Genomic DNA, 26,039 nt, shown 5'->3' with positions numbered 1-26,039 from the left:
TTTTTCAGTATCGTTACTAGCATTTTCATCACATACTACCGATAGCTAAAATAATAAAGGATAGGCTATTGCCTAACATATGAACCAGTAGGGGATAGTAGATGTTCTCCTTTTCTTTCACATAAATAATAGAAAAGGCAAGGCCACCACCTAGGTATCCGACTGCACCGACCCACTCTGATAAACTTAAATTATGCATATGAGTCAGTGCAAAGATAAATCCTACCAGAAGAATGCTTAGCCAACTTGGCAGACTTTTCTGCAAGTGATGCAATAAGAGCTGACGGAAAAAGAGTTCTTCCACCAAAGGTCCAATGATGCAGGCGAAAACTGCTATCAGTATTGGTTGCTCTTGAAAGTTGCTTTGAATATTCGACTGATTTAGACCTTGTTCGACCAGCCAAAAAAACTGCCTCAACAACTCTGATACAAATCCAAAGGCAACAGTCATCAGAATGAGAAAGAGCCATCCTGTTAAGACGCCAAAGAAGAATTTTCTTTTAGTTTTTCTAATCTCATTCCATTGTTGGATTAATCTATCCTTGAACAAGAAAGAGCCGTATAGTGCTAATACTACATAGACTAGATAATTTGCAATGGTAGACGGCATCAAGGAAGCCAACCATCTAACGCCATCAAACACAAAGAGAATGGTATAGAGGAGCCCAAAAATCAGAACTCCCTTATTTTTGTTAGACATCATTTAATTCCCCTTCCATTCACAATCATTCTCATGGTCATCAACTAGCCCTGCAGCTTGTAGAAAGGATAAAACAGCGACTGGTCCTGTGAACTTGAAGCCACGTTTTTTGAGATCCTTGGATATTTTTTCAGACAAAGGCGTTTTGGCTGGTGCTTGAGCATAGTTAGGGACATCATTTACGATAGTTTTCCCTTCCACAAAAGACCAAAGATAAGCATCAAAAGTTCCGAATTCTGCCTGAACTTGTAGAAAAGCCTGAGCGTTGGCTCGCGTCGCAAATATCTTGGCACGATTGCGGATGATGGCTGGATTATCCATCAAAGCTTCCAATTCTTCATCCGTCATGTCTGCAACAGCTTGAATTTGGTAACCATGAAAAACTTGACGGAAGGCTTGGCGTTTATTGAGCACCGTTTCCCAAGAAAGACCAGCCTGATAAGTCTCCATGCAAAGCAATTCAAAAAGCGCCTGGTCATCATGTAGGGGCTGCCCCCATTCCTCATCGTGATAGGCTACATAGAGAGGGTTGTTCATTTTAACCCAGCCACAGCGTTTTGGCATAGACTTCTCCTATTTCACCAACATTTTAAGGGCAGATTTGATGTAGTTCTCAGCAGTATCTGAAGTTCCTTCAAAGAATTTCTTGATTTTCTTAAGCTCAGTCGCCTTGTAGCCCAAGGCCAACATAGCTTCCATGGCTTCTTCCAATTCTTGATTGTCGCTGCTAGATGGAACTTCAGTCTTAGCAGGGAGGTCATCGCCTGCCACAACCACCTTACCTTCTAGGTCCAAGACCATCTGTTGGGCTGTTTTCTTACCGATTTTAGGGAATTTAGTCAAGTAGGTAATATTCTTAGTCTCGATGGCTTGAACGAGGCCAGCATTGTCATCTGCTGCAATGATAGCCAGAGCAGAAACAGGGCCAATGCCCGACACCGAAATCAAGCTGAGAAAGAGTTTTTTCTCGTCTTCTGAACGGAAACCGTAAAGGAGATGAGCGTCTTCGCGAATAACTTGATGGACATAGATTTGCGCTTCTTGATTGACTTGTCCTGAGTAAGCATAGGGGTTAGCCACGTGCAAAATGTAACCGATCCCGTTAGCTTCTAGAACAATGTATTTAGCAGTAATTTTGGTAATGATACCCTTTAGATATTCGTACATAGTTTTCCCTTAAATTTAGTATTTTCCTAGTTCGCGTAGGCTTGTATGATTTTCTTGAATGCGACGGAACATCTTCTCCATATCTGACTTGGTAAAGTGGACCAAAACAGGGCGTCCGTGCGGACAGTTGTATGGGTTGTCACATTGAGAGAGCTGATAGAGAAGCTGTCTAGCAGAATGATCATCAATACGGTGGTTAGCCTTGATAGACCTCTTGCAGGACATCATAATGGCTAGTTCAGCTCGGTATTTCTTGATTGAAACTTCCTTGGTCAAGAGGAGCATGTCGCACATCTCATAGATTCCAGATTCAATTTCCTCCTCTGCCATCCAAATGGGATGTTCGCGCAAGATAAATTGATTCTCCCCGTACTCTGCTAGAAAGACGCCAACTTCCTCTAAAAGAGACATTCTTTCCTTGAGGCGAAGGGAATCATCCGCAGGAAATTCAAAGATATAGGGCACTAGGAGTTGCTGCTGGCTCTGGTCAACATTGCCAATACTTTCGCGATACTCCTCATACTTAACCCGCTCCTGAGCTGCGTGTTGGTCTATGATGTAAAGCCCATCTCTACCTTGGGCAAAGAGATAGGTCCCGTGCATTTGCCCAAAAAATTCCAATTCTGGGAAGCTTGACGTTTCTTCTCGCTCTAGCTTGTCATAAGCCTTATCCAAACTAGCCATATCTAACTCAGGATGATCCAGTTGGTCGTAGCTGATAGGCTTTCTCTCTGCAAAATGCAGTTTAGCAGGCTTGGTCAGCTGGTCTAAAGTTTCCTTAGCAAACAAGGTCAAATCCTGTCTTTCTTCCGTCAGACTCACCTGATGGTCTGCCACCTCAGCTTGAGGTGGTCTTGTCAGCTCCGTTTTTTCATAGTAGAGCGTATTTTCTCTCAGTGGCAAAGTCGTTTGCTCAACCTTTTCACGATTGCGAACAGTAGATTTTGCCAGATTTTCCAAGGCATCTGGAATCAAGGTCTGTTCCTTGAGACTCTTTGCGATAGCTTCTGAAACCAGTGCCATCAGCTCTCTTTCCTTAGAAATACGCACCTCTTGCTTGGTCGGGTGCACATTGACATCTGCTAGATAAGGGTCAATCTGGATATGAATCACAGCCAGCGGAAAACGCCCCACCATGAGTTTGCTGCCGTAACCGTCAAGAATAGCACGATTGAGCAGGAAGTTTTTGATATAACGGCCATTGATAAAAAGGCTGATATAGTTACGATTAGCCCGTGTCAATTCAGGCAATGAGACAAAGCCTGAAATTTCAAAGTCTAGGTCAGCATTCTCAATCTCAACCATTTTTTTAGCACTGGCTAAACCATAAATTCCAGCAATTGCTTGACGCAGTTGACCCGTACCAGCTGTTCGTGTCATTTCCTTGCCATCGCTAATCAGGCTAAAAGAAATCTCCGGATGGGCTAGCCCCAGACGATTGACAATATCAATGATATGAGACAACTCTGCCTGCTGGCTCTTCATATACTTGAGACGAGCCGGTGTATTGAAAAAGAGGTCTTCCACACAAACCTTAGTCCCTACAGGGCTTGTCGCAGGAATGATTTCTTCAACTTCTCCCCCACGAGCCACTAGTTTTGTCCCGTGACTGGCACCATTCACCGCAGTCAACAAGGTTAAGACACTGACAGATGCGATAGAGGGCAGGGCTTCACCACGGAAACCGAGGGTCCGAATCCGAAAAAGATCCGCTTGATTCTTAATCTTACTGGTCGCATGACGACGGAGAGCCAACTCGACTTCATCGTGGGCAATCCCGTGACCATTATCTGTGATTTGGATTTTCTTAAGACCAGCTTCTTCAATCTCAACGATAATCTGGCTTGAGCCAGCGTCGATAGCATTTTCAACTAATTCTTTGACAACGCTAGCAGGACGCTCGATAACTTCTCCTGCTGCAATTTGGTTGGCCAATACTTCTGGTAATTCAATAATATGAGACATTTTCCAGCCCCTTTCTCAACTATTTTTATCTATTTCTCTGAAAATAAGCTAGTGCTATTATACCATATTTCACTCGTTTCCAAAAAAGTCCAAGCAGCAACTTTCTTCCCGATTTTACTAGGTTATTTACCAAGTTTGTGGTACAATAGGTAGAAACAATATTTTATAAAGGAGAAAAGACACATGCACATTTTTGATGAGCTAAAAGAGCGTGGTTTGATTTTTCAAACGACTGATGAAGAAGCTTTGCGTAAAGCCCTAGAAGAAGGTCAAGTTTCTTATTATACTGGCTACGATCCAACTGCTGACAGCCTTCACCTAGGCCACCTTGTCGCTATCTTGACAAGTCGTCGTTTGCAGTTAGCAGGTCACAAACCTTATGCGCTCGTTGGCGGTGCTACTGGTCTCATCGGAGATCCGTCCTTCAAAGATGCTGAGCGTAGTCTCCAAACAAAAGACACAGTAGATGGCTGGGTCAAGTCTATCCAAGGACAACTTTCTCGCTTTCTTGATTTTGAAAATGGTGAAAATAAAGCTGTCATGGTCAACAACTACGACTGGTTTGGCAGCATCAGCTTCATTGACTTCCTCCGTGATATCGGAAAATACTTCACTGTCAACTACATGATGAGTAAGGAGTCTGTGAAGAAACGTATCGAAACAGGGATTTCTTACACTGAGTTTGCCTACCAAATCATGCAAGGTTATGACTTCTTTGTCCTTAACCAAGAGCACAACGTAACCCTACAAATCGGCGGCTCTGACCAATGGGGAAATATGACCGCTGGTACCGAATTGCTTCGTCGTAAAGCCGACAAGACTGGTCACGTTATCACTGTTCCACTGATTACAGACGCAACTGGTAAGAAATTTGGTAAATCAGAAGGAAATGCAGTCTGGCTCAATCCTGAAAAGACTTCCCCATACGAAATGTACCAATTCTGGATGAATGTTATGGACGCTGACGCTGTTCGCTTTTTGAAAATCTTTACTTTCTTGTCACTGGATGAGATTGAAGACATCCGCAAACAATTTGAAGCAGCTCCACACGAACGCTTGGCTCAAAAAGTCCTCGCTCGTGAAGTCGTAACACTTGTTCACGGAGAAGAAGCTTACAAAGAAGCTCTTAACATCACTGAACAACTCTTTGCTGGAAATATCAAAAACCTTTCTGTCAAAGAACTCAAACAAGGACTTCGTGGCGTACCAAACTACCAAGTACAAGCAGATGAAAATCACAACATCGTTGAACTTCTTGTATCTTCTGGCGTGGTTAACTCAAAACGCCAAGCCCGTGAAGATGTTCAAAACGGAGCCATCTACGTCAACGGCGACCGCATCCAAGACCTTGACTATGTCTTAGGGGATAACGATAAATTAGAGAACGAACTCACTGTTATCCGCCGTGGTAAGAAAAAATACTTCGTCCTTACATATTAAAAAACAGACTGGAGGCATTTGCCATCCAGTCCTTTTTTTGATACACTTAAACTATGAATACAAACCTCAAACCCAAACTCCAGCGCTTCGCTTCTGCTAGCGCTTTTGCCTGTCCCGTCTGCCAAGAAAACCTGACCTTGGTAGAGTCTAGTCTTAAATGTGAGAATCGGCATTCTTTTGACCTAGCAAAATTCGGTTATGTCAATCTGGCACCCCAAATCAAACAATCCTCCAACTACGATAAAGAAAACTTTCAAAATCGCCAGCAAATCCTAGAAGCTGGCTTTTATCAGGCTATTTTAGATGCCTTATCAACCATGCTTTCTAGCTTAGAAACGAGTAAAACAATCTTGGATATCGGCTGTGGCGAAGGCTTCTACTCTCGCAAACTCCAAGAAGTGCACCCTGACAAGACCTTCTATGCCTTTGATATTTCAAAAGATTCGGTCCAAATCGCTGCCAAGAGCGAACCTAACTGGGCAGTCAATTGGTTTGTCGGTGACCTAGCTCGTCTTCCTATAAAAGACACCAGCATGGATATCCTTCTTGATATCTTCTCGCCTGCAAATTATGGAGAATTTCAACGAGTTTTATCAAAAGATGGTATCTTAATCAAGGTCATCCCTACCGAAAACCACCTCAAGGAAATCCGCCAGATAGTACAGGATCAGCTGACAAAGAAGGACTATTCCAATCAAGATATCAAGGAACATTTCCAAGAATATTTCAACATCCAATCTATCCAGACTGCTTCCCTGACCAAATCCATCACCGCAGAGCAAAGACAAGCTTTACTCAGCATGACACCCCTCCTCTTTCACGTTGACCAAAGCAAGATTGATTGGAGCCAACTGACAGAGATTACCATCGAAGCAGAGATTCTGGTCGGAAAAGCACTGTAAATAAATTTTTGAGATACTACAAATCCCGCACCTCTTCTTGAGATGCGGGTTTAAAACACGATTTTTCAAGTATCTATCCGAAAAGTGGAAAAATTTTAACCTCTCCATTTATTTTCGATTTGAAATGACAAATTTATCAATAAATAGCAAGTGATATAAGGCAAGTGATGCCCCATAACAACATCCATGAAAAGAGATTTCTTGATGAGTCAGTGGAAACGAAGAACTATTACCCGTCAAGAGGCATGCCCCAATTACAAAAAGAATCCAAAATAAATCCGTCCATTTGTATTTTGAAAAATATTTTTTCCACATAAGAACATCCTCCTTCTTTACTATAATACTATTATAATACTGTTTGTAAACGAATACAAGAAATTTGAGGTAACAGCTAAGAAGAACCTTAGGCTTAAAGGTAGTACAACCAACCTTCTTAGTGTTCTCTAGGTCTGATTTTTAAATCTAGAAATTATTGACAAATTATTTTTTCTTTTGAGACCAGTCAACCTCAAGTCCATAACATTCAAAAAAAGCGAATTTCAATTGAAACTCGCTTTTTTGCTAGATAGTGTAATAACTATTAAATTGTATATCTTAGTTCAAGTGCCAGATATCTTCGTTATACTGAGCGATTGTACGGTCAGATGAGAAGAATCCTGCTTTAGAAATGTTAACGATGACTTTATCCAACCATGCGTCACGGTCTTCGTAGTCAGCAAGCATTTGCTCTTTCACTTTGATGTAGTCTTCCAAGTCAAGAAGAGTCATGAACCAGTCTTTGTTGATTAATTCGTTATAAAGACGTTCCAAGCGTTCAATCTTACCAACTGCAAGAACAGCGTCGCTCACGATAAAGTCAACCAATGGTTTGATCGCTTTACGAGCGTAGAATTCGCTTGATTTGTAAGCTGATTTTGCGTAAAGGTCGATAACAGTTTCTGAATCTTCACCAAAGATGTAGATGTTTTCGTCTCCAACCAACTCAGCGATTTCCACGTTAGCTCCATCCATAGTACCAAGAGTCAAAGCTCCGTTCAACATGAATTTCATGTTACCAGTACCTGAAGCCTCCTTAGAAGCAAGTGAGATTTGTTCAGAGATATCACACGCTGGAATCAAGAAGCTTGCTGCAGTAACGTTGTAGTTTTCAACCATAACCACTTGTAAGTGTGGTGCAACTGCTGGGTCATTAGCAATCACTTCTGACAAGCAAAGGATCAAGTGGATGATGTCTTGAGCAATTGTGTAGGCAGGAGCTGCTTTACCACCAAAGAAGACTGTGATTGGACGAGCAGGGATGTTACCAGCCTTGATGTCAAGGTATTTATGGATTACATACAAAGCGTTCATTTGTTGACGTTTGTACTCGTGAAGACGTTTGATTTGGATGTCAAAGATAGAGTTTGTATTGATTTCCACACCTTGGTGCTCTTTCAAGTGACGAGCCAATTTACGTTTGTTGTGAGCTTTGATGCTTTCCAATTTTTCTTTGACAGCAGCCTTGTCTTCGTATGAAAGAAGGTCTTCCAATTTAGAAGCTTCATGGTGCCATTCGCGGCCAAGAATCTCATCCAAGTAGTGAGACAAGCTTGGGTTCGCATGCATAAGCCAACGACGGAATGTGATACCGTTTGTTTTGTTGTTGAATTTTTCTGGGTAGATGTCGTAGAAAGCTTTCAACTCTGAGTTCTTCAAGATTTCAGTGTGAAGAGCGGCAACCCCGTTTACGCTGTATCCATAGTGGATATCCATGTGGGCCATGTGTACACGATCGTTTTCATCAATGATTTGAACAGCTGGATCTTTGTATTCTGCTTTAACACGACGGTCCAATTCTTTGATGATTGGTACCAAGTGAGGAACCACTTCTTCCAAGAATTCAAGAGGCCATTTTTCAAGGGCTTCAGCAAGAATTGTGTGGTTTGTGTAAGCAGTCATGCTACGAACGATAGAGATTGCTTCATCAAGTTCGATACCACGTTCAGTCAAAAGACGGATCAATTCAGGAATCACCATTGATGGGTGAGTATCGTTGATTTGTACAACTGCGTAGTCAGCAAGGTCGTGCAAGTTGCTTCCTTTTTCAATTGCTTCATCGATGATCAATTGTGCACCGTTTGAAACCATGAAGTATTGTTGGAAGATACGGAGCAATTCACCTTGTTTGTCGCTATCGTCTGGGTAAAGGAAAAGAGTCAAGTTGTGAGCGATGTCTGTCTTATCAAAGTTAATGCCATCTTCAATGATAGATGAATCAACTGAATCCAAGTCAAACAAACGCAAGCGGTTTTTCGTAGCAGTTTTGTAACCAGGTACATCGATATCGTAAAGAGTAGATGTCAATGTAAAGTGTGCAAATGGCACTTGGTAGCTACGGCTTGAACGAACCAACCAGTTTTGGTCAGTCAACCAAGCGTTAGGAATAGTTTCTTGTTGGTTGTTTTTAAGCACTTGTTGGAAAAGACCAAAGTGGTAGTTCAAACCAACACCGTCACCGTTCAATCCAAGTGTAGCGATTGAGTCGATAAAGCAGGCTGCCAAACGTCCCAAACCACCATTACCAAGCGATGGTTCCAATTCTACTTCTTCGATTTCGATCAACTCTTTACCTGCGTCAGCAAGTTCTTTTTTAACTTCGTCATAAAGACCAAGGTTAATCAAGTTGTTTGACAAGAGTTTACCAATCAAGAACTCAGCTGAGATGTAATAAACTTTTTTCTTACCAGTGTTCACTGGTTTTTGGCTGCTTGCAAGTTTGCTGTAGTTAAGAAGAGCAAGGTAAAGCTCCTCATTGCTACATTCTGCGATAGATTTATTGTAACGATTTTGTACAAATTCTTTTAATGGTAACATTTTTATGTCTCCTGATAATGTCTTATTTCTTTAATTTTACCAAATTTTCATTGATACGGCGATAAATTGTAGTCAAGTCAAGCAAAGTTTCTTCGACAGCAGGAGTCAATTGTTCCTCTGTCATACGCCATGACCAGTTTCCACCAAGAGTAGATGGGAAGTTCATACGAGCTGAACCATCCAACTCTAGCAAATCTTGCATAGTTGCAATCGTCATGAAACTTACTGATGCGAAGGCTGTACGAAGCATAGCATGCACCACTGTTTCGTACTCTTTACGGTTTGTGTAGCGTGCCATGTACTCACGAGTTGGATCATCAATCTCATCACGGTACCAACCAAGAACAGTGTTGTTATCATGTGTTCCTGTATACATAACAGAGTTAGCTGGTGCCAAGTGTGGGCTGTCGATACTTTCGTCTTCTGGATTGAAGGCAAATTGAAGGACCTTCATTCCTGGGAATCCAGTACGCTCACGAAGTTCAATAACTTCATCAGTCATGAAACCAAGGTCTTCAGCGATGATGTTCAAGTCACCAAGTTCTTCTTTAACCGCTGCAAAGAGTTTGTAGTCAGGTCCTTTCACCCATTTACCAGGTGCTGCTGTTTCAGAACCAGCTGGGATTTCCCAATAAGACTCAAATCCACGGAAGTGGTCGATACGCACGATATCGTAGATTTTAAAGCTTTCACGCAAGCGTTCAATCCACCATTTGTAACCATCGCGATCCATCGCTTCCCAGTCATAGATTGGGTTACCCCAAAGCTGACCAGTCGCAGAAAATTCATCTGGTGGGCATCCTGCGATGCAAGTTGCTTTCCCGTTTTCATCTGTTTTAAAGAGGTGTGGATTTGCCCACATATCGCTTGAATCTTCAGCAACATAGATTGGCATATCCCCCACAATCTCGATGTGGTTTTCGTTAGCGTATGCTTTCAATTTCAACCATTGTTGGAAGAAGAGATATTGGGTTACTCGGTGGTATACAAGTTTGTCTGCCAATTGTTCACGGTAGCTTTCAAGAGCAGAAGCTTTACGCGCACGAATATCTGCATCTGGCCACTCTGTCCAAGCCAAGTTATCAAAATGCTCTTTAATAGCCATATACTCTGCAAAAAGTTCAAGCCATGATTGGTTGTCTTGAGCAAATCTTTCGAAGTCTTTCACATCTCCAACTTCAAGGAAACGTTTGACTGCTTTTTCTAGAAGGGGACGACGTGCATAGTAAATTTTAGCGTAGTCAACTTCAGTTGGATTGCTACCGAAGTCTACTCCCTCAAGATCACCTGCTTCTAATAAGCCTTGCTCTACCAAAATATCAAGATCGATAAAATGAGTGTTCCCAGCAAAGGCTGAGAAAGATTGATAAGGAGAATCTCCGTAGCTGGTTGTTCCTAAAGGAAGGATTTGCCAGTAACGTTGCTTTGTACGAACCAAGAAGTCAACGAAATCATAGGCGCTTTGACCAAATGATCCGATTCCGTAAGCTCCTGGAAGTGATGAGATGTGCATCAACACACCACTTTGACGTTTCTTCATAATAGCACCTCAAGTGTTTTTTTATTAATTGTTCAAATTTGTGCGCAAACGTTTGCGCTATGTAAAGTATAACCCATTTCTAAAATAAATGCAAGCGTTTTTAAAAAAAACTTTTTATTGTTTAATCTTTTTTGACAAACTTTCAAGTTACTATATTCTTATTTTTAATACCCTTTTAATCATCATCCTAATCATGCAATCGTTTCCCTTCAATTATTTTTGAATCGAAATTTACACGATTACATCTTTCTCTACTATTATACAAACAATTTTAGGAATTAGCCAGTAACAAGCTTTTTAAATTTTTTTCAAAAAAATACTTGCAACCGTTTTCTGTTTGTGCTATACTAAGGTCATAAGGGAAAACGTTTGCGTTCCCTAGACTATAAAATTTGTTATTCTTTAGGAGGAATACACTATGTCAACTAAATTCATGAAGAGCGCAGCTGTACTTGGTACTGCTACTCTTGCTAGCTTGCTTTTGGTAGCTTGCGGAAGCAAAACTGCTGATAAAGCGGCTGATTCTGGTTCATCTGAAGGTAAAGAACTTACTTTATACGTTGAAGACCAATATAAAGCATTTGCTGAATCAGCTGCACAAGCTTACGAAAAAGAAGCTGGAGTAAAAGTTACTATCAAAACAGGAGACCAAATGGGTGGTCTCGATAACCTTTCTCTAGATAACCAATCTGGTAAAGCTGCTGACGTTATGATGGCACCATACGACCGAGTAGGTAGCCTTGGTAAAGACGGACAACTTTCAGAAGTGAAATTGAGCGACGGTGCTAAAACAGATGATAAAACTAAATCTCTTGTAACAGCTGCTGACGGTAAAGTTTACGGTGCTCCTGCTGTTATCGAGTCACTTGTTTTGTACTATAATAAAGACTTGATTAAAGAAGCTCCAAAAACTTTTGCTGACTTGGAAAACCTTGCTAAAGATAGCAAATATGCCTTCGCTGGTGAAGATGGTAAAACAACTGCCTTCCTTGCTGACTGGACAAACTTCTACTATGCATACGGACTTCTTGCTGGTAACGGCGGTTACGTATTTGGTGACAACGGTAAAGATCCTAAAGATATCGGACTTGCAAACGAAGGAGCTATCACTGCTATCAACTACGCTAAAACTTGGTACGAAAAATGGCCTAAAGGTATGCAAGATACGGAAGGAGCTCCAAACCTAATCCAAACTCAATTCCAAGAAGGTAAAACAGCTGCTATCATTGATGGTCCTTGGAAAGCTCAGGCCTTCAAAGATGCTAAAGTAAACTACAGTGTTGCGACTATCCCAACTCTTCCAAACGGTAAAAACTATGAAACATTCGGTGGTGGTAAAGCTTGGATCATCCCATCAAGTACTAAGAACCTTGAAGCTGCTCAAAAATTTGTAGACTTCCTTGTTTCAACTGAAGAACAAAAAGCCTTCTATGATAAAACTAACGAAATCCCAGCTAACACTGAGGCTCGTTCATATGCTGAAGGTAAAAACGATGAGTTGACAACAGCTGTTATCAAACAGTTCCAAAACGCTCAACCAATGCCAAACATCCCTCAAATGTCAGCTGTTTGGGACCCAGCTAAAACAATGCTATTTGAAGCTGTAAGTGGTAAGAAAGATGCTAAAACAGCTGCTAATGATGCTGTAACATTGATCAAAGAAACAATCCAACAAAAATTTGGTAACTAATTGATTGCTTCAAGGGAGATAATTCAAACATCTCCCTTGATTTTTAGATACACTGACAATGTTTTCAGTAGTTTTACTGATTAGCATCGAGCTCAACGCTCGTATCTTATGAAAGGAGCACTCATGGAACAACAACCAAAAAAAGCAGCCTTGCTTTCATTGATTCCTGGGTTGGGGCAAATCTATAATAAACAAAAAGCTAAAGGTTTTATCTTCCTTGCTGTAACAGTAGTTTTTGTCCTCTATTTTATAGCACTTGCAGCACCTGAATTGAGCAACTTGATCACACTTGGGGAAAAACCTGGCCGTGACAACTCTCTCTTCATGTTGATTCGTGGTGCATTTCACTCTATTTTTGTAATTGTTTATCTAGCCTTTTATATTCTCAATATTAAAGACGCTCACACTATTGCAAAACGTATCAATAATGGCATCCCTGTCCCATTGACACTTAAGGATATGATTAAAGGTATCTATGAAAATGGATTCCCATACTTGCTCATTATCCCATCTTACGTTGCCATGACATTTGCGATTATCTTCCCGGTTATTGTAACCTTGATGATTGCCTTTACTAACTACGATTTCCAACACTTACCACCAAACAAATTGTTAGACTGGGTTGGTTTGACTAACTTCACAAATATCTGGAGCTTGAGTACCTTCCGTTCAGCCTTCGGTTCTGTTCTTTCTTGGACTATTATCTGGGCTTTGTCTGCATCAACTTTACAGATTGTAATCGGTATCTTCACAGCTATTATTGCCAACCAACCATTCATCAAGGGGAAACGTATCTTTGGTGTTATCTTCCTTCTGCCTTGGGCGGTTCCAGCCTTCATCACTATCTTGACATTCTCAAACATGTTCAACGATAGTGTTGGTGCTATCAATACCCAAGTTTTGCCACTTTTTGCTAAGGTTCTTCCATTCCTTGACGGGGCACTCATCCCTTGGAAAACAGACCCTACTTGGACTAAGGTTGCCTTGATTATGATGCAAGGTTGGCTTGGATTCCCTTATATCTATGTCCTTACTCTCGGTATCCTACAGTCTATTCCAAACGACTTGTATGAAGCAGCTTATATCGACGGTGCAAACGCTTGGCAAAAATTCCGCAACATCACTTTCCCAATGATCTTGGCTGTTGCGGCACCTACTTTGATCAGCCAATACACCTTCAACTTCAACAACTTCTCTATCATGTACCTCTTCAATGGCGGTGGTCCTGGTAGTGTCGGTGGTGGAGCTGGTTCAACCGATATCTTGATCTCATGGATCTACCGTTTGACAACGGGTACATCTCCTCAATACTCTATGGCGGCAGCTGTTACCTTGATTATCTCTATCATTGTCATCTCAATCTCTATGATTGCATTCAAGAAACTACACGCATTTGATATGGAGGACGTCTAAGATGAATAACTCAATCAAACTCAAACGTAGACTGACTCAAACCCTTACTTACCTCTACTTGATTGGCCTTTCAATCGTGATTATCTATCCACTGTTGATTACTATCATGTCAGCCTTCAAGGCAGGTAACGTCGCAGCCTTTAAACTCGATACTAACATCGACTTCAATTTTGATAACTTCAAAGGGCTCTTTACAGAAACCTTGTACGGTACATGGTACCTCAACACTTTGATCATCGCTTTGATCACTATGGTTGTACAAACAAGTATTATCGTACTTGCTGGTTACGCCTATAGCCGTTACAACTTCTTGGCTCGTAAACAAAGTTTGGTCTTCTTCTTGATTATCCAAATGGTGCCTACAATGGCTGCTTTGACTGCCTTCTTCGTTATGGCCCTCATGTTGAATGCCCTTAACCATAGCTGGTTCCTCATCTTCCTCTACGTTGGTGGAGGTATCCCTATGAATGCTTGGTTGATGAAAGGTTACTTTGACACCGTGCCAATGTCTCTTGATGAGTCTGCAAAACTTGATGGTGCAGGACATTTCCGCCGCTTCTGGCAAATCGTTCTCCCTCTTGTTCGTCCAATGGTTGCTGTACAAGCACTCTGGGCCTTCATGGGACCTTTCGGAGACTATATCCTCTCTAGTTTCTTGCTTCGTGAAAAAGAATACTTTACAGTTGCCGTTGGTCTACAGACCTTCGTTAGCAATGTGAAGAACATGAAGATTGCCTACTTCTCAGCAGGTGCTATCCTCATCGCCCTTCCAATCTGTACACTTTTCTTCTTCTTGCAAAAGAACTTCGTTTCAGGACTTACAAGCGGTGGCGACAAGGGGTAATATACCCCCCCCCGCCACCCTTTTTCATTTTTGACCTTGTACATCGATTGTCTGGTGAGAAACAAGAGCTTGCTGAGATTACCTTGTTAGTTAGTGGACGAATCATAACAAACATTCACTTTTACCAAGGATTCTACTATCCCCGCTTGAAATAAAATACATTTCTCTATATAATACTCATATAGAAAAATGCCTATAGAAAGAGATTTATGTTACCATATCCATTTTCTTATTTTAATAGTATTTGGGGATTTCGTAAGCCCCTATCTCAACGTTTTGGTCTCAACTGGTTTCAACTGATTTTTACCAGTATTTTCCTGATTAGTTTGTCTATGGTCCCTATTGCCATCCAGAACAGTTCTCAGGAAACTTATCCTTTAGAAACTTTCATCGATGATGTCTACACTCCTTTGACGGATAGTGTGGTTCAGGATTTGGCTACCAATGCAAAGATTGTAGATGGTAAGTTGAGCTATACAGGTTCATCTCCTCATCAAGCTTCTATCCAAATCGGAGACCCTTCTAGTTCAAACTTCCCTGAGGAATTACTTCTGAACTTTGAACCTGAGAAACTCATCATCAGCAAGCAAGGAAAAGAATTGACCAGCATTCGCTATCACGCGATAACGACTGAGAGCTTCCAAAGCAAGGAAAGCTTAACACAAGCCATTTCTAAAGACTGGTATCAACAGAATCGCGTCTATATTAGTCTCTTTCTTGTGCTTGGTTCTAGCTTCCTTTTCGGACTTAATTTTTTCATTGTCGCACTAGGTTCTAGCCTCTTGCTCTACTTTACGAAAAAATCACGTCTCTTCTCATTTAAAACCTATAAAGAGTGCTATCATTTCATATTGAATTGTTTAGGATTACCAACTTTGCTTGCCATGATTCTCGGTCTCCTAGGCCAAAACATGTCAACTTTGATTACTATTCAAAATATTTTATTTGTTCTGTACCTGGTCACTATCTTTTACAAAACGCATTTCCGTGATCAAGACTACCATAAGTAGGAGATTATTATGCCTGTTACGATTAAAGACGTGGCCAAGGCTGCAGGGGTCTCACCCTCAACCGTAACCCGTGTTATTCAAAACAAATCAACCATTAGCGATGAAACCAAAAAACGAGTTCGAAAGGCTATGAAGGAACTCAACTACCATCCTAACCTCAATGCCCGAAGCCTGGTTAGTAGTTATACGCAGGTTATCGGCTTGGTTCTTCCAGATGATTCAGACGTTTTCTATCAAAATCCTTTCTTTCCTTCTGTCCTTAGAGGGATTGCACAAATTGCTTCAGAAAATCACTATGCTATCCAGATTGCAACTGGAAAAGACGAAAAAGAGCGCTTAAATGCAATTTCACAGATGGTCTATGGAAAGCGTGTAGACGGTCTTATCTTCTTGTATGCCCAAGAAAATGACCCCTTGGTTAAACTCGTTACAGAAGAACAATTTCCCTTCCTCATCCTTGGCAAATCACTATCACCCTTCATTTCGCTTGTTGACAATGATAATATTCAAGCTGGTTTTGATGCGACAGAATACTTCATCAAAAAAGGATGCAGCCGCATTGCTTTCATCGGTGGTACCAAGAAACTCTACGTTACGCAGGATCGTCTAACAGGTTACGAGCAAGCCCTCCAAGAACACAAACTATCTCTTGATAGTCATCGTACCTTTTTCGCTGATGAATTTCTTGAAGAAAAGGGATATAAATTTAGCAAACAACTTTTTGAATACGATCCAAAAACCGATGCTGTTATCACAACAGATAGTCTCTTAGCTGAAGGTGTTTGTAACTATCTCAACGAACATCAGCTGAATGTCCCTGTTCTTAGCTTTGACTCTGTAAATCCAAAATTAAACCTAGCAGCCTATGTCAATATTAATAGTCTGGCTCTCGGCCGCACTTCGTTTGAGACTATTCTTCAAATCATCAATGATGTCAAAGAAAATCGTCAAATCTGCTATCGTCAAGTCATTGCGCATGAAATCATTGAAAAATAAGAAAAACCAACTCTAACATCTTTTGCTTAGAGTTGGTTTTTTGTAATCTATTTTTATAATTGATTATACTCAATGAAAATCAAAGAGCAAACTAGGAAACTAGCCGCAGGCTGTACTTGAGTACGGCAAGGCGACGTTGACGCGGTTTGAATTTGATTTTCGAAGAGTATTAGTTTTCGACTTCGACAAATCGGCCTAGGATATGAACATTTTCTGAAACAGAAACAAAGGCTGTTGGATCAACTTGCTTCATGATCAGTTTAAAATCATTGAACTCTGCGCGAGTGATAACCGTAATCAAAACAGCCTTACGTTCGTGGTTATAAGTTCCTTCAGCATCATGGATCATGGTTGCTCCACGGTGCAATTTATGATGGATTTTCTCAATGACTGCATCTGGATTGCTAGTAACAATCATGGCCTGCATGCGTTTTTGTTTGGTGAAAACTGCATCTGTCACACGACTTGAGACAAAGATAGTAATCATGGAATAAAGGGCATATTTCCAACCAAAGGTCACTCCTGCAATCAACATGATGGTACCGTTCACCAAGAAAGAGATACTTCCGACGTTACGACCTGTCTTCTTACGAATGGTTAGGCTGACAATATCTGTTCCGCCACTGGAGATGTTATGACGTAAAGCAAAGCCGATTCCAAGTCCCATAACTACCCCACCAAAGAGAGCATTGATGATTGGATCCTCTGTCAAGACCACCACTGGCACAAACTGGATAAAGAGCGAGCTCATGGATACCGTGATAAAGGTAAAAATCGTAAACTTATGTCCAATTTGGTACCAGGCCAAAATCATGAGAGGAATATTGATGACATAAAAGGCTACCGATATCGGGAAATGAAAACCAAACCAGTGGTTACTAAGGGCAGATATAATCTGGGCCAAACCTGTCGCACCACTTGAATAAACGTGCCCTGGTTGGAAAAAGAAATTGACAGCTACTGCTGATAGAAAACCATATACCAGAGAAGCTGAGATTTTTTCATCGTATTTTTCTCGAGAGATACTTTGTAAAACACGCAAAATCTTTACTCGATAAGCAAAGCGGCGAAGATAATGGTACCACTTTTTAGTTAGTTTCGTTTGTTTCATCTTGTTCTACTTGTAGATTAAGTTCCTCTAGTTGTTTAAGAGCTACTGTTGATGGTGCTTGCGTCATTGGGTCAGTTGCCTTATTGTTCTTAGGAAAGGCGATGACTTCGCGGATATTTTCTTCTCCAGCGAGCAACATGACAAAACGGTCAAGACCGATAGCCAAACCACCGTGTGGTGGGAATCCATAGTCCATAGCTTCCAAAAGGAAACCAAACTGGTCATTTGCTTCTTCAGCTGAGAAACCAAGTGCTTTGAACATACGTTCTTGAAGTTCTTTTTGGTTGATACGAAGACTACCACCACCAAGTTCATAACCATTCAAGACGATATCATAAGCAATGGCACGAACCTTAGCCAAATCACCTTCAAGCTCATGAGCAGTTTCTGCTTGAGGAAGGGTAAATGGATGGTGGGCACTCATATAACGGCCTTCTTCTTCAGACCATTCAAACATTGGCCAGTCAACAACCCAAAGGAAGTTAAATTTATCATTATCGATCAAGCCTAGTTCCTTCGCAATACGTCCACGAAGGGCACCAAGTGTTGCATTGGCTACTTCAAGCGTATCAGCAACAAAGAGAACCAAGTCCTTATCTTCAAGACCAAGTGCTGTTGTCAAATCTGCCTGAACGCCAGTCAAGAATTTAGCAACTGGACCATTTAATTCACCGTCAACAACCTTGACCCACGCCAGACCTTTAGCCCCATACTGCTTGGCTACTTCTGTCATCTTGTCGATATCTTTACGTGAGTAGTTGTCTGCTGCTCCTTTGACGACGATGGCTTTAACGGCAGGTGCTTCTGAGAAGACTTTGAAATCAACACCCTTGACAATATCTGTCAAGTCTTGGAGCAACATATCAAAACGAGTATCAGGCTTGTCAGAACCATAAAGAGCCATGGCATCATCATATTTCATTCGAGGGAATGGCAGTGTTACTTCGATGCCTTTTGTTTCCCTCATCACGCGCGCAATCAAGCCTTCTGTGATGTCTTGGATTTCTTGTTCAGTCAAGAATGACGTTTCCAAGTCGACCTGAGTAAATTCAGGTTGGCGGTCACCACGCAAGTCTTCGTCACGGAAACATTTGACGATTTGGTAATAACGGTCGAATCCAGCATTCATCAACAACTGTTTTGTAATCTGCGGACTTTGAGGAAGAGCATAGAAATGCCCTTTATTAACACGAGATGGCACCAAATAGTCACGCGCCCCTTCTGGCGTTGATTTAGAAAGGAATGGTGTTTCCACGTCGATAAATTCCAACTCATCCAAGTAGTTACGGATAGAATGAGTTACCTTGGCACGAAGTTTAAGGTTTTCCAACATTTCTGGACGACGAAGGTCAAGGTAACGGTAACGTAGACGTGTATCATCGTTTGCTTCAATGCCATCCTTGATTTCAAATGGTGTTGTTTTAGCTGTGTTAAGTACAGTAAGAGCTGTTACATTCAGTTCAACTGCGCCAGTCGCCAACTTATCATTAGCTTGCTCACGTGCAGCAACTTGACCAGTCACCTCGATGACAAATTCACTACGAAGGCTTTCAGCTGTTGCCATCACCTCTGCAGATACTTTTTCTGGGTTGATAACCAACTGCATGATTCCTTCACGGTCGCGAAGGTCGATAAAGATCAAACCACCAAGGTCACGACGACGGGCAACCCATCCTTTCAAGGTAATTTCTTGTCCGATGTGCTCCTCACGAACACGACCAGCATACATACTACGTTTCATGTTTTCTCTCCTCTTTTATTCTGTTACTATTTTACCATAAAAGCGCAGGCTCTTCATGAAAATCATCAGAAAAGTTGAGAAGAATCCTGCTATAAATGAAAAAATCCAGCAAAGTCATTCGCTGGATCTTATTTTACTTGGTATTTCTTTATTTTTTACGCTTTTCAGCAATCTCTGCAGCCTTTTTAGGGAGAACAATCTCCGTTGCATAGGCTGTCGCAAATCGCATAATCCCTGCAATTGGTGCAAAGATAACTGCTAGATGGTTATAAAAGAAATCCCCTTTAAAAGCATAGGCAAGCGCTCCAATGATAAAGAAGAGTACAACTGCCTGAATCACTGCTAATAATATCACTCGTTTCATGACTTCCTCCTGAGTCTATTATAGCATGAGAATCATTAAAAATCCGATTAAATTATTTAAAGCATGTAAAGCAATGCTGTAAGCCAGTCCACCCTTGCTGATATAAGCCAACCCCAAGCTCAAACCGAGGGAACCATACACTAGGAATTGTTGAGGAGTAGTAGGGAAATGAACAAGTGCAAAAAGTACAGTGCTTACAAGAAGAAAGAGAACTGTTTGCTTGACATTATCCTGTTGAGGGAAGACATAGCGAGCTAGCATACCTCTAAAGGTTAACTCTTCTGTAAGTGGTGCAAAGACAACCACCATAAAGAAAGAGAAGAGAGGTTGATTATGAGTCAATTCTTCTAACAACTGTTGATTGACTGACGGATCATTTGGCAAAAAATTTTCTGCAACAATGACAAGGGCCCATACCAAGGCAGGCAACCAGATGTATTTGTTGAGGGCTGTTTTTTCAATCGTAACGGTTCCTGTCTTATACCACTTGTAGGTAACAAAGGTGAAAATTCCTGCCAATAAGACATATACCGGGATAAAAACGTAGTCAGGTGCTCCCAACTTCATCGCCGCCACACCTACACCCTGAATAAAACTATAAATCATAATAAATGATAAGAAAGTAAGACTATACCAGCCAATATTTTTAAGTGTTTTCATAAGATTCTCCTATTTGCCTTTATAACTATTTTTCAATACAAAGAGACATGCTAGGCCTAGAACAAGGACCCATGACAATAAAAGACCAAGATTTCCCAGAGACAATTCTCCTCCACCTTCTTTTAATAGACCTACAAAAGGACCGATAAAAGAATAGTCCAACAGTTTTTGAACCGTATCATTTTGAGAAGCAATCGTGGGTAAAAAAGAGACAATTAACATAGGAAAGATACTATAGACTTGCGCTTTAGATTGAGTATCTGATACTGCACCGATTAGAAGGTTGAGAAAAATAATACAAATAGTTGCTAGAAGCAAATAGATAGCATAGGCAAATAAATAACCAGATACGTTTACTTTAAGATAGATGGGAAGTACAATCATAGCAAGTAACATTATCAAAATAGGAAGAACGAGCATACTGAAAGTATATTCTGTTGCTGTCACACCACTTAGAATAAGTGATTTGAGATTTCGTTTTTCCTTATCTTCTGCCATCATAATCGATACCATGTAACCACTTCCCATGCTCAAGACCATCGTCAAGCTAGCAGATAGTAAAAATAGGCTCACTTCTCCATTCTTATTTAAAAATTCATTTAATAAAACAGCAATACCAAAAGGCATCAATAAAGTTGCTAACAAAGTTGAATTGCTAATAAGAACTTGTAATCTTAACCATAGTAGGGCATTTAATTTTCTAAACATCTAACTTTTCTCCTGTTAATCTGATAAAGATCTCTTCTAAAGTTGGCTCACAAGAGTGAACGGCCATCAAATCTGTCGTGTCTAAATGCGGCAATTCTTCAAACAAAACTATTTGTTCTCTTCCATCTTTATAACCTACACGTACTTTCTTATCCATATGGTATTTTTGAATAATCTCTTGTGGACTTCCATACTCTATTAAATTTCCCTTATTTAAAAGAGATAAGCGATCACAAAGCAAAGTTGCTTCATTCATATCATGCGTGGTCAGAAAGATAGTTGTCCCCGCCTGTTTTAATTCTTGAAGTAGGGTATGAATCATCTTAGATGTTGTAGGGTCTAGCCCACTGGTTGGCTCATCTAGAAAAAGAATCTTAGGAGCATTAAGAAGGGCACGGGCCAAGAACATTCGTTGTTTCATTCCTGTAGACAGTTTTTCTGCGATAACATCTTTAGCATCTGCCAAACCAACCTGTTTGAGCACCTGATCTACTCTATCTGACTTGAGGCCATATAACTTAGCGTAAATGAGAAGATTTTTGTAAAGACTCATCTTTTCGTAAAAACCACTGCCATCACTAACTATACCGATTTGTTCCAAATCATTTGAGGTTAAATCTTGAGAATTCTTGCCTAACAAAATTGTGTTACCTTGATCTGCAGCCAACTGACCTGTCAAGACATTGATCATGGTTGTTTTACCTGAGCCAGAAGGACCCAGAAAACCAAAGATTTCACCTTCCTTAATCTCAAAAGAAATCTGGTGAAGAGCTTTTTTGCTCCCAAAACTTTTGCTTACATTTTCAACACGAATCATAGAAACTCCTTTATTTAAAATAGCGTTTTACCATAGGTAACTGCATCACATTGATATAAATATGGATTGTTCCTACGAGCAAGAAGGCTAGTAACTGAATCTCTCCTGTCAGTAAAGAAAAGAGAGCAATCAGAAAGTACAAAGCTGGCAAGACATACTGATGTAATTGGAATAAAATCCGAAAACTCTGTTCCAAATTAGCCTGGCGCTCCCCTTCATCGTAAGAATTGACATAATCTAAGATATCCTTTGGCATAGAGAAAAATACCATATCAAACTGGCGAACAATCGCAATGGTTTTATAAAAATATTTTTGAGCATTAAAAGTCAACACTAATCCCAAAAAAGAAAGAGATAAGGTTAGATTGCTTCTATTTAGTATAACCACTTCACTTGCTGAAATGAAGAGAGCCAATAAAATCGCTACGCTTGTAATATTAAAAGCAATGGTTCCAAACTCAAGATTCCGGTACATTTGCACATAATAGGTTTCATTCAGGTCATCATCCATTTCCTCTTGATACAAGGAATGAAATTTTCTGCTTTTCTTTAAGAAATTGAACGTCAAAAGAATGCTAATGAAACCTAACAGTAAACAAATAGTTGATATCCAGGGGATCAAGACTTTTACATCTAAAATAACTTCGTAGGATTCGGCACCGGCCTTAAACATCCCTACAAAACCGCCCAAGAAACCTCCAAAGACAACTGCTGCTAAAAATAATAATAATCCACGTTTCTTTTTCATTTTCATCCCCCTCTAAACCAATCCAGCCAACCACTGACCAAAGGCTTTACCTGCTTCAAAAATAGCTGTCAAGCCATCTGTTCCAAGTGACACCAAAAGCAAACAAACAACAAATAAGAGAATAGCTTGATTTCTTGCTTTTTTCGCTCCATCTCCTAATGGCTCCCTACTTAGCCAACCAGCAAGATAGGCATAGAGAGTCACTGTTATAATCCCGAACTCCGTCGAAGAAAGAAACAAGAAGAGCGTCACTAAACGAACGATGTTGGTTTGGATGTTAAAATAGTTTCCTAAACCTGCACAGACACCTGCAAGTGCTTTGTTCTCAGTATCTACTTGAAAACCTGCTAAAAATTCTTTCATAATTCTTCTCCTTTTACAACTTCTAAACCTTTTGATTTCTTTTCAATCCATTCAACTACTGGGATGAGGCCAAAGTAAATTCAAAAGGAGTACTCACTTTGGTACAGATTAAACCAGCCTAAGTCTGTCCCAATCAGTAGAAATACGCTGACTAATAAAGCTATGGCAACTACATAATAAATCACTTTATACTTGTTCATCACTCATCCTCCTCCAAGCGAAAGACTGACTCGACTGGCTCATGGAATATCTGAGCAATCTTCAGGGCAATGACGATGGATGGCGTGTACTCATCCCGTTCTAATAGGCTAATAGTCTGTCTGGAAACCCCTGCCAGCTTGGCTAGGTCGGTTTGATTGAGACCATCGCGAGCTCTAAGCTCTTTTAGACGATTTTTAAGTTGCATGTTACACACCTACTCTCCGTCAAATTGAATCGTTTGGATGTCCTCAATGCGTTGTAGTTTGAATTTTTCTTTTCCCTTTTTATCTACACGACGTAGCTTGACCCATTCGTCATCAACATCCACTACTTCCCAATTATCTGTCCCAAACAATTGTCCAACGATGACTGGCGTTCTCCCAATCATTTCTTTTAATAATCTTGACATTTCTGTATTTCCTTTCTCTTTTCGCTCAAACTTTTTGATTTTATTCCCTAGTTTCTTGACCTTTTGAGAATGGTAGATACAAAACATAATCACAAGAGGTACAAATCCCAATGCCCACATAATCGTTCCTTTCTGCTATACTTTTCTTTAACTTGATTTCATTGTAACACATCTTTTTATTTTTGACAATTATCTTTGTCAAAAAGTTTAGGATTTTTGTCATTTTGCAAAAGAAAAAGGTCAGGAGTAAGATCCTGACCAGTTTATCTATTATTAAAATCCTAATTTTGCAAAGATTTCTGAGAAGTTTTGGCTAATAGTTTCAAGTGAAACTTGAACTTCTTCTCGGGTTTGGTTGTTTTTGACCGTCACTTGTCCGCTTTCGACCTCGCTCTCTCCGAGAGTGATAAGAGTCTTAGCTCCAAAAACATCGGCTGACTTAAACTGAGCTTTGAGCTTACGGTTGAGGTAATCGCGCTCTGCTTTGAAACCTTGTTGGCGAAGAGCTTGTACCAACTCCAAGGCTTTAAGATTTGCTCCTTCACCAAGAACAGCAATGTAGACGTCGAGTGTGTTTTCGATAGGGAGAGACACACCTTGCTTTTCAAGGATGAGAAGCAGACGCTCTACACCAAGTCCAAAACCAAATCCAGCAGTCTCAGGACCACCAAAGTAGGCAACCAAGCCATCGTAGCGACCACCCGCACAGACTGTTAATTCATTACCCTCGATTTCAGTGATGAACTCAAAAATCGTGTGGTTGTAGTAGTCCAAACCACGAACCATATTGGTATCGATGATATAGTCTACTCCAAGATTTTCCAACATTTGACGAACAGCATCAAAGTGAGCTTGGCTTTCTTCGTCCAGGTAATCCAAGATAGATGGTGCATTCTCCACAGCTGCCTTGTCTTCTTTTTCCTTAGAGTCCAAGACACGGAGAGGATTTTCTTCCAAACGACGTTGGCTATCCTTAGACAAGCTATCCTTAAGTGGTGTCAAATAGTCAATCAAGGCTTGACGGTAGGCCGCACGGCTCTCTGGATTTCCAAGAGTGTTAAGATGTAGTTTCACACCTTGAACACCGATCGCTTTCAAGAAGTGGGCTGCCATAGCGATTGTTTCTACATCGGTAGCTGGATTGCTAGAGCCAAAGCACTCCACACCTATCTGGTGGAATTGGCGCAAACGACCTGCTTGTGGGCGCTCATAGCGGAACATTGGCCCCATGTAGTAGAACTTACTTGGTTTTTGCACTTCTGGTGCGAAGAGTTTATTTTCCACATAAGAACGAACGACTGGAGCAGTTCCTTCTGGACGGAGAGTGATATGACGGTCACCCTTGTCGTAAAAGTCGTACATTTCCTTGGTTACGATATCGGTTGTGTCTCCAACAGAACGACTGATGACTTCGTAGTGCTCAAAAATTGGGGTACGTACTTCTGCGTAGTTGTAGCGTTTGAAGATTTCACGCGCAAATCCTTCAACGTACTGCCATTTGGCAGACTCAGCAGGTAAAATATCCTGCGTTCCTTTTGGTTTTTGTAATTTCATAGGGAATCCTCTTTATAACTTAATAGTCCTATTTTACCATAAATAAAGGGATTGGGACAGTGTGAAAAGAAGACGAACACCTAAATTTCATTTTTAAGATTAAGACTAGCAAGGAGAAGCGCAATCAAGGAAAGACCAACAAATAGCATCCATGTCAACTGTATATTCCATACAGCTATAAGTGAAAAACAAGCTGTTCCCACAGGTATGGATAGAGTAAACAACAAACCTAAAAAATTACTGGTACGAGAGAGAACCTCTGGAGCAAGATTTTTCATGAGCAGAGCACTAATTTTTGGGGAAATTTTACCAGAGATATACATGGTAAAAAAGACGAAAAGCATCCCAAGCAAGACTTGGTTTAACAAATTAGATAGACCAACTAGACTGGCTCCTAATGTAACCCACATCATCAATCTAGGCAAAGATTGCTTCCCAAAATAGTCATTTCCTGTAAGGCTACTGATGATAACTGCTAATAAGGTAATCAATTGTAAGGTAAACAAGGCATCCTTGTAGGAAAAATTCAGTAAGGAATGATTTAAAAGGAAGATGTTATAGATACCACCTAAGGCACCACCCAAAGCATTGATAATCAAGATAGCAAAGAGCATAAAACCAAAGTTTTTCTGTCCACTTTTAAGAAAAACGAGACGTAAGTTTCCGTAAATCGTTAAAAACTGATCTTTGATAGAAAGCTTCTCATTTTTCAGTGATTTATAGTCACTTAGTTTATAAAATACATGTTATAATAAAGCTATGGCATATAGTACAGATTTTAAACAACGAGCATTAAATTACATCAAAGAGGGACACAGCCATGTCGAGGCATCCAAAGTTTTT

The 26,039-nt window shown here is 40.6% G+C and carries 25 protein-coding genes and 3 pseudogenes; 8 read left to right on the top strand and 20 right to left on the bottom strand.

All coding sequences use genetic code 11. The features are described 5' to 3' along the window. Window positions 1-28: 28 nt before the first annotated feature. The 4 genes from QM911_RS06105 to mutL are packed head-to-tail and all read right to left on the bottom strand — an operon-like array spanning window position 29 to window position 3,832. Window positions 29-703, bottom strand: a complete 675-nt coding sequence (locus tag QM911_RS06105; RefSeq protein ID WP_414313420.1) for a lysostaphin resistance A-like protein — start codon at window positions 701-703, stop codon at window positions 29-31. Next, the gene (locus QM911_RS06100; protein WP_414313419.1) at window positions 704-1,264 is read right to left on the bottom strand and encodes a DNA-3-methyladenine glycosylase I; all 561 of its coding nucleotides are present in this window, start codon (window positions 1,262-1,264) and stop codon (window positions 704-706) included. Between the two features lie 9 nt (window positions 1,265-1,273). Beyond that, window positions 1,274-1,867, bottom strand: coding sequence for a Holliday junction branch migration protein RuvA (gene ruvA / locus QM911_RS06095; RefSeq protein WP_414313418.1), 594 nt, complete (start codon window positions 1,865-1,867; stop codon window positions 1,274-1,276). Between the two features lie 15 nt (window positions 1,868-1,882). Beyond that, a complete protein-coding gene (gene mutL / locus QM911_RS06090; protein ID WP_414313417.1) occupies window positions 1,883-3,832 on the bottom strand; it encodes a DNA mismatch repair endonuclease MutL in 1,950 nt (649 codons plus the stop codon). 183 nt (window positions 3,833-4,015) lie between these two features. On the opposite strand from mutL, the gene tyrS reads away from it, so the two are divergent. Both tyrS and QM911_RS06080 read left to right on the top strand, forming a co-directional pair. Continuing rightward, on the top strand, window positions 4,016-5,272 hold the full coding sequence (gene tyrS, locus QM911_RS06085) for a tyrosine--tRNA ligase (protein WP_414313416.1): 1,257 nt from the start codon (window positions 4,016-4,018) through the stop codon (window positions 5,270-5,272). A 53-nt stretch (window positions 5,273-5,325) separates the two neighbouring features. Next, a complete protein-coding gene (locus tag QM911_RS06080; RefSeq protein WP_414313415.1) occupies window positions 5,326-6,174 on the top strand; it encodes a putative RNA methyltransferase in 849 nt (282 codons plus the stop codon). A 108-nt stretch (window positions 6,175-6,282) separates the two neighbouring features. On the opposite strand, the gene QM911_RS06075 is transcribed toward QM911_RS06080, so the two are convergent. The 3 genes from QM911_RS06075 to malQ form a co-directional block, all read right to left on the bottom strand. Next, complete coding sequence (locus QM911_RS06075; RefSeq protein WP_414261019.1) at window positions 6,283-6,489, bottom strand: hypothetical protein; 207 nt, start codon at window positions 6,487-6,489, stop codon at window positions 6,283-6,285. Window positions 6,490-6,768: 279 nt separating this feature from the next. Continuing rightward, window positions 6,769-9,027 (bottom strand): glycogen/starch/alpha-glucan family phosphorylase, encoded by a 2,259-nt coding sequence (gene glgP / locus QM911_RS06070; protein WP_075227018.1) that lies wholly within the window; start codon window positions 9,025-9,027, stop codon window positions 6,769-6,771. Window positions 9,028-9,049: 22 nt separating this feature from the next. Further along, window positions 9,050-10,567 (bottom strand): 4-alpha-glucanotransferase, encoded by a 1,518-nt coding sequence (gene malQ, locus QM911_RS06065; RefSeq protein WP_373115504.1) that lies wholly within the window; start codon window positions 10,565-10,567, stop codon window positions 9,050-9,052. 418 nt (window positions 10,568-10,985) lie between these two features. Here malQ and QM911_RS06060 point away from each other — a divergent pair, with 418 nt between their 5' ends. From QM911_RS06060 to QM911_RS06040, 5 genes are all read left to right on the top strand, one after another. After that, entirely contained in the window at window positions 10,986-12,257 is a 1,272-nt protein-coding gene (locus tag QM911_RS06060; RefSeq protein WP_320692642.1) for an extracellular solute-binding protein, read from the top strand. Between the two features lie 123 nt (window positions 12,258-12,380). Further along, complete coding sequence (locus QM911_RS06055) at window positions 12,381-13,670, top strand: sugar ABC transporter permease (protein WP_320692643.1); 1,290 nt, start codon at window positions 12,381-12,383, stop codon at window positions 13,668-13,670. 1 nt (window position 13,671) lies between these two features. Next, on the top strand, window positions 13,672-14,514 hold the full coding sequence (locus tag QM911_RS06050; RefSeq protein WP_049531176.1) for a sugar ABC transporter permease: 843 nt from the start codon (window positions 13,672-13,674) through the stop codon (window positions 14,512-14,514). Window positions 14,515-14,723: 209 nt separating this feature from the next. Beyond that, window positions 14,724-15,524, top strand: coding sequence for a DUF1189 domain-containing protein (locus tag QM911_RS06045; RefSeq protein ID WP_414313414.1), 801 nt, complete (start codon window positions 14,724-14,726; stop codon window positions 15,522-15,524). A 9-nt stretch (window positions 15,525-15,533) separates the two neighbouring features. Further along, a complete protein-coding gene (locus QM911_RS06040; protein ID WP_075227909.1) occupies window positions 15,534-16,520 on the top strand; it encodes a LacI family DNA-binding transcriptional regulator in 987 nt (328 codons plus the stop codon). Between the two features lie 169 nt (window positions 16,521-16,689). Here the strand turns inward: QM911_RS06040 and QM911_RS06035 are convergent, their stop codons facing one another. The 13 genes and pseudogenes from QM911_RS06035 to QM911_RS05975 form a co-directional block, all read right to left on the bottom strand. Continuing rightward, window positions 16,690-17,631: a YitT family protein gene (locus QM911_RS06035; protein WP_414313413.1), complete on the bottom strand. Its 942-nt coding sequence runs from the start codon at window positions 17,629-17,631 to the stop codon at window positions 16,690-16,692. Next, window positions 17,609-19,372, bottom strand: coding sequence for an aspartate--tRNA ligase (gene aspS / locus QM911_RS06030; protein ID WP_414313412.1), 1,764 nt, complete (start codon window positions 19,370-19,372; stop codon window positions 17,609-17,611). Before aspS ends, QM911_RS06035 begins: the two co-directional genes overlap by 23 nt. 148 nt (window positions 19,373-19,520) lie before the next feature. Next, complete coding sequence (locus QM911_RS06025; protein WP_060955102.1) at window positions 19,521-19,736, bottom strand: hypothetical protein; 216 nt, start codon at window positions 19,734-19,736, stop codon at window positions 19,521-19,523. A gap of 18 nt (window positions 19,737-19,754) precedes the next feature. Further along, window positions 19,755-20,396 (bottom strand): lysostaphin resistance A-like protein, encoded by a 642-nt coding sequence (locus QM911_RS06020; RefSeq protein WP_414313411.1) that lies wholly within the window; start codon window positions 20,394-20,396, stop codon window positions 19,755-19,757. 9 nt (window positions 20,397-20,405) lie between these two features. Further along, entirely contained in the window at window positions 20,406-21,104 is a 699-nt protein-coding gene (locus QM911_RS06015; RefSeq protein WP_414313410.1) for an ABC transporter permease, read from the bottom strand. Further along, window positions 21,097-21,921 (bottom strand): ABC transporter ATP-binding protein, encoded by an 825-nt coding sequence (locus QM911_RS06010; protein WP_414313409.1) that lies wholly within the window; start codon window positions 21,919-21,921, stop codon window positions 21,097-21,099. The genes QM911_RS06015 and QM911_RS06010 overlap by 8 nt, the downstream gene beginning before the upstream one ends. Window positions 21,922-21,931: 10 nt before the next feature. Then, window positions 21,932-22,669 (bottom strand): DUF3169 family protein, encoded by a 738-nt coding sequence (locus QM911_RS06005; protein WP_414313408.1) that lies wholly within the window; start codon window positions 22,667-22,669, stop codon window positions 21,932-21,934. A 12-nt stretch (window positions 22,670-22,681) separates the two neighbouring features. Then, window positions 22,682-23,032, bottom strand: a complete 351-nt coding sequence (locus QM911_RS06000) for a PspC domain-containing protein (RefSeq protein WP_414313407.1) — start codon at window positions 23,030-23,032, stop codon at window positions 22,682-22,684. Then, window positions 23,029-23,232 (bottom strand): annotated as a pseudogene (locus tag QM911_RS05995) (hypothetical protein). Before QM911_RS05995 ends, QM911_RS06000 begins: the two are co-directional and overlap by 4 nt. Continuing rightward, window positions 23,232-23,438, bottom strand: coding sequence for a helix-turn-helix transcriptional regulator (locus QM911_RS05990; RefSeq protein ID WP_375555420.1), 207 nt, complete (start codon window positions 23,436-23,438; stop codon window positions 23,232-23,234). The pseudogene QM911_RS05995 and the gene QM911_RS05990 overlap by 1 nt, the downstream one beginning before the upstream one ends. 9 nt (window positions 23,439-23,447) lie before the next feature. Further along, window positions 23,448-23,916: pseudogene (locus QM911_RS05985) on the bottom strand (hypothetical protein). Further along, window positions 23,916-25,196: a histidine--tRNA ligase gene (hisS, locus tag QM911_RS05980; RefSeq protein ID WP_414313406.1), complete on the bottom strand. Its 1,281-nt coding sequence runs from the start codon at window positions 25,194-25,196 to the stop codon at window positions 23,916-23,918. Before hisS ends, QM911_RS05985 begins: the two are co-directional and overlap by 1 nt. 80 nt (window positions 25,197-25,276) lie before the next feature. Then, window positions 25,277-25,924, bottom strand: a pseudogene (locus QM911_RS05975) (transporter); the annotation flags it as partial. 31 nt (window positions 25,925-25,955) lie between these two features. Here QM911_RS05975 and QM911_RS05970 point away from each other — a divergent pair. Then, the coding region (locus QM911_RS05970) for an IS630 transposase-related protein (RefSeq protein ID WP_301393612.1) at window positions 25,956-26,039 on the top strand (84 nt) is incomplete at its 3' end.

The sequence above is a fragment of the Streptococcus infantis genome, assembly GCF_047460825.1.
Taxonomy (GTDB): Bacteria; Bacillota; Bacilli; order Lactobacillales; family Streptococcaceae; genus Streptococcus; species Streptococcus infantis_V.
This window is presented reverse-complemented; position numbering and strand designations above follow the sequence as displayed.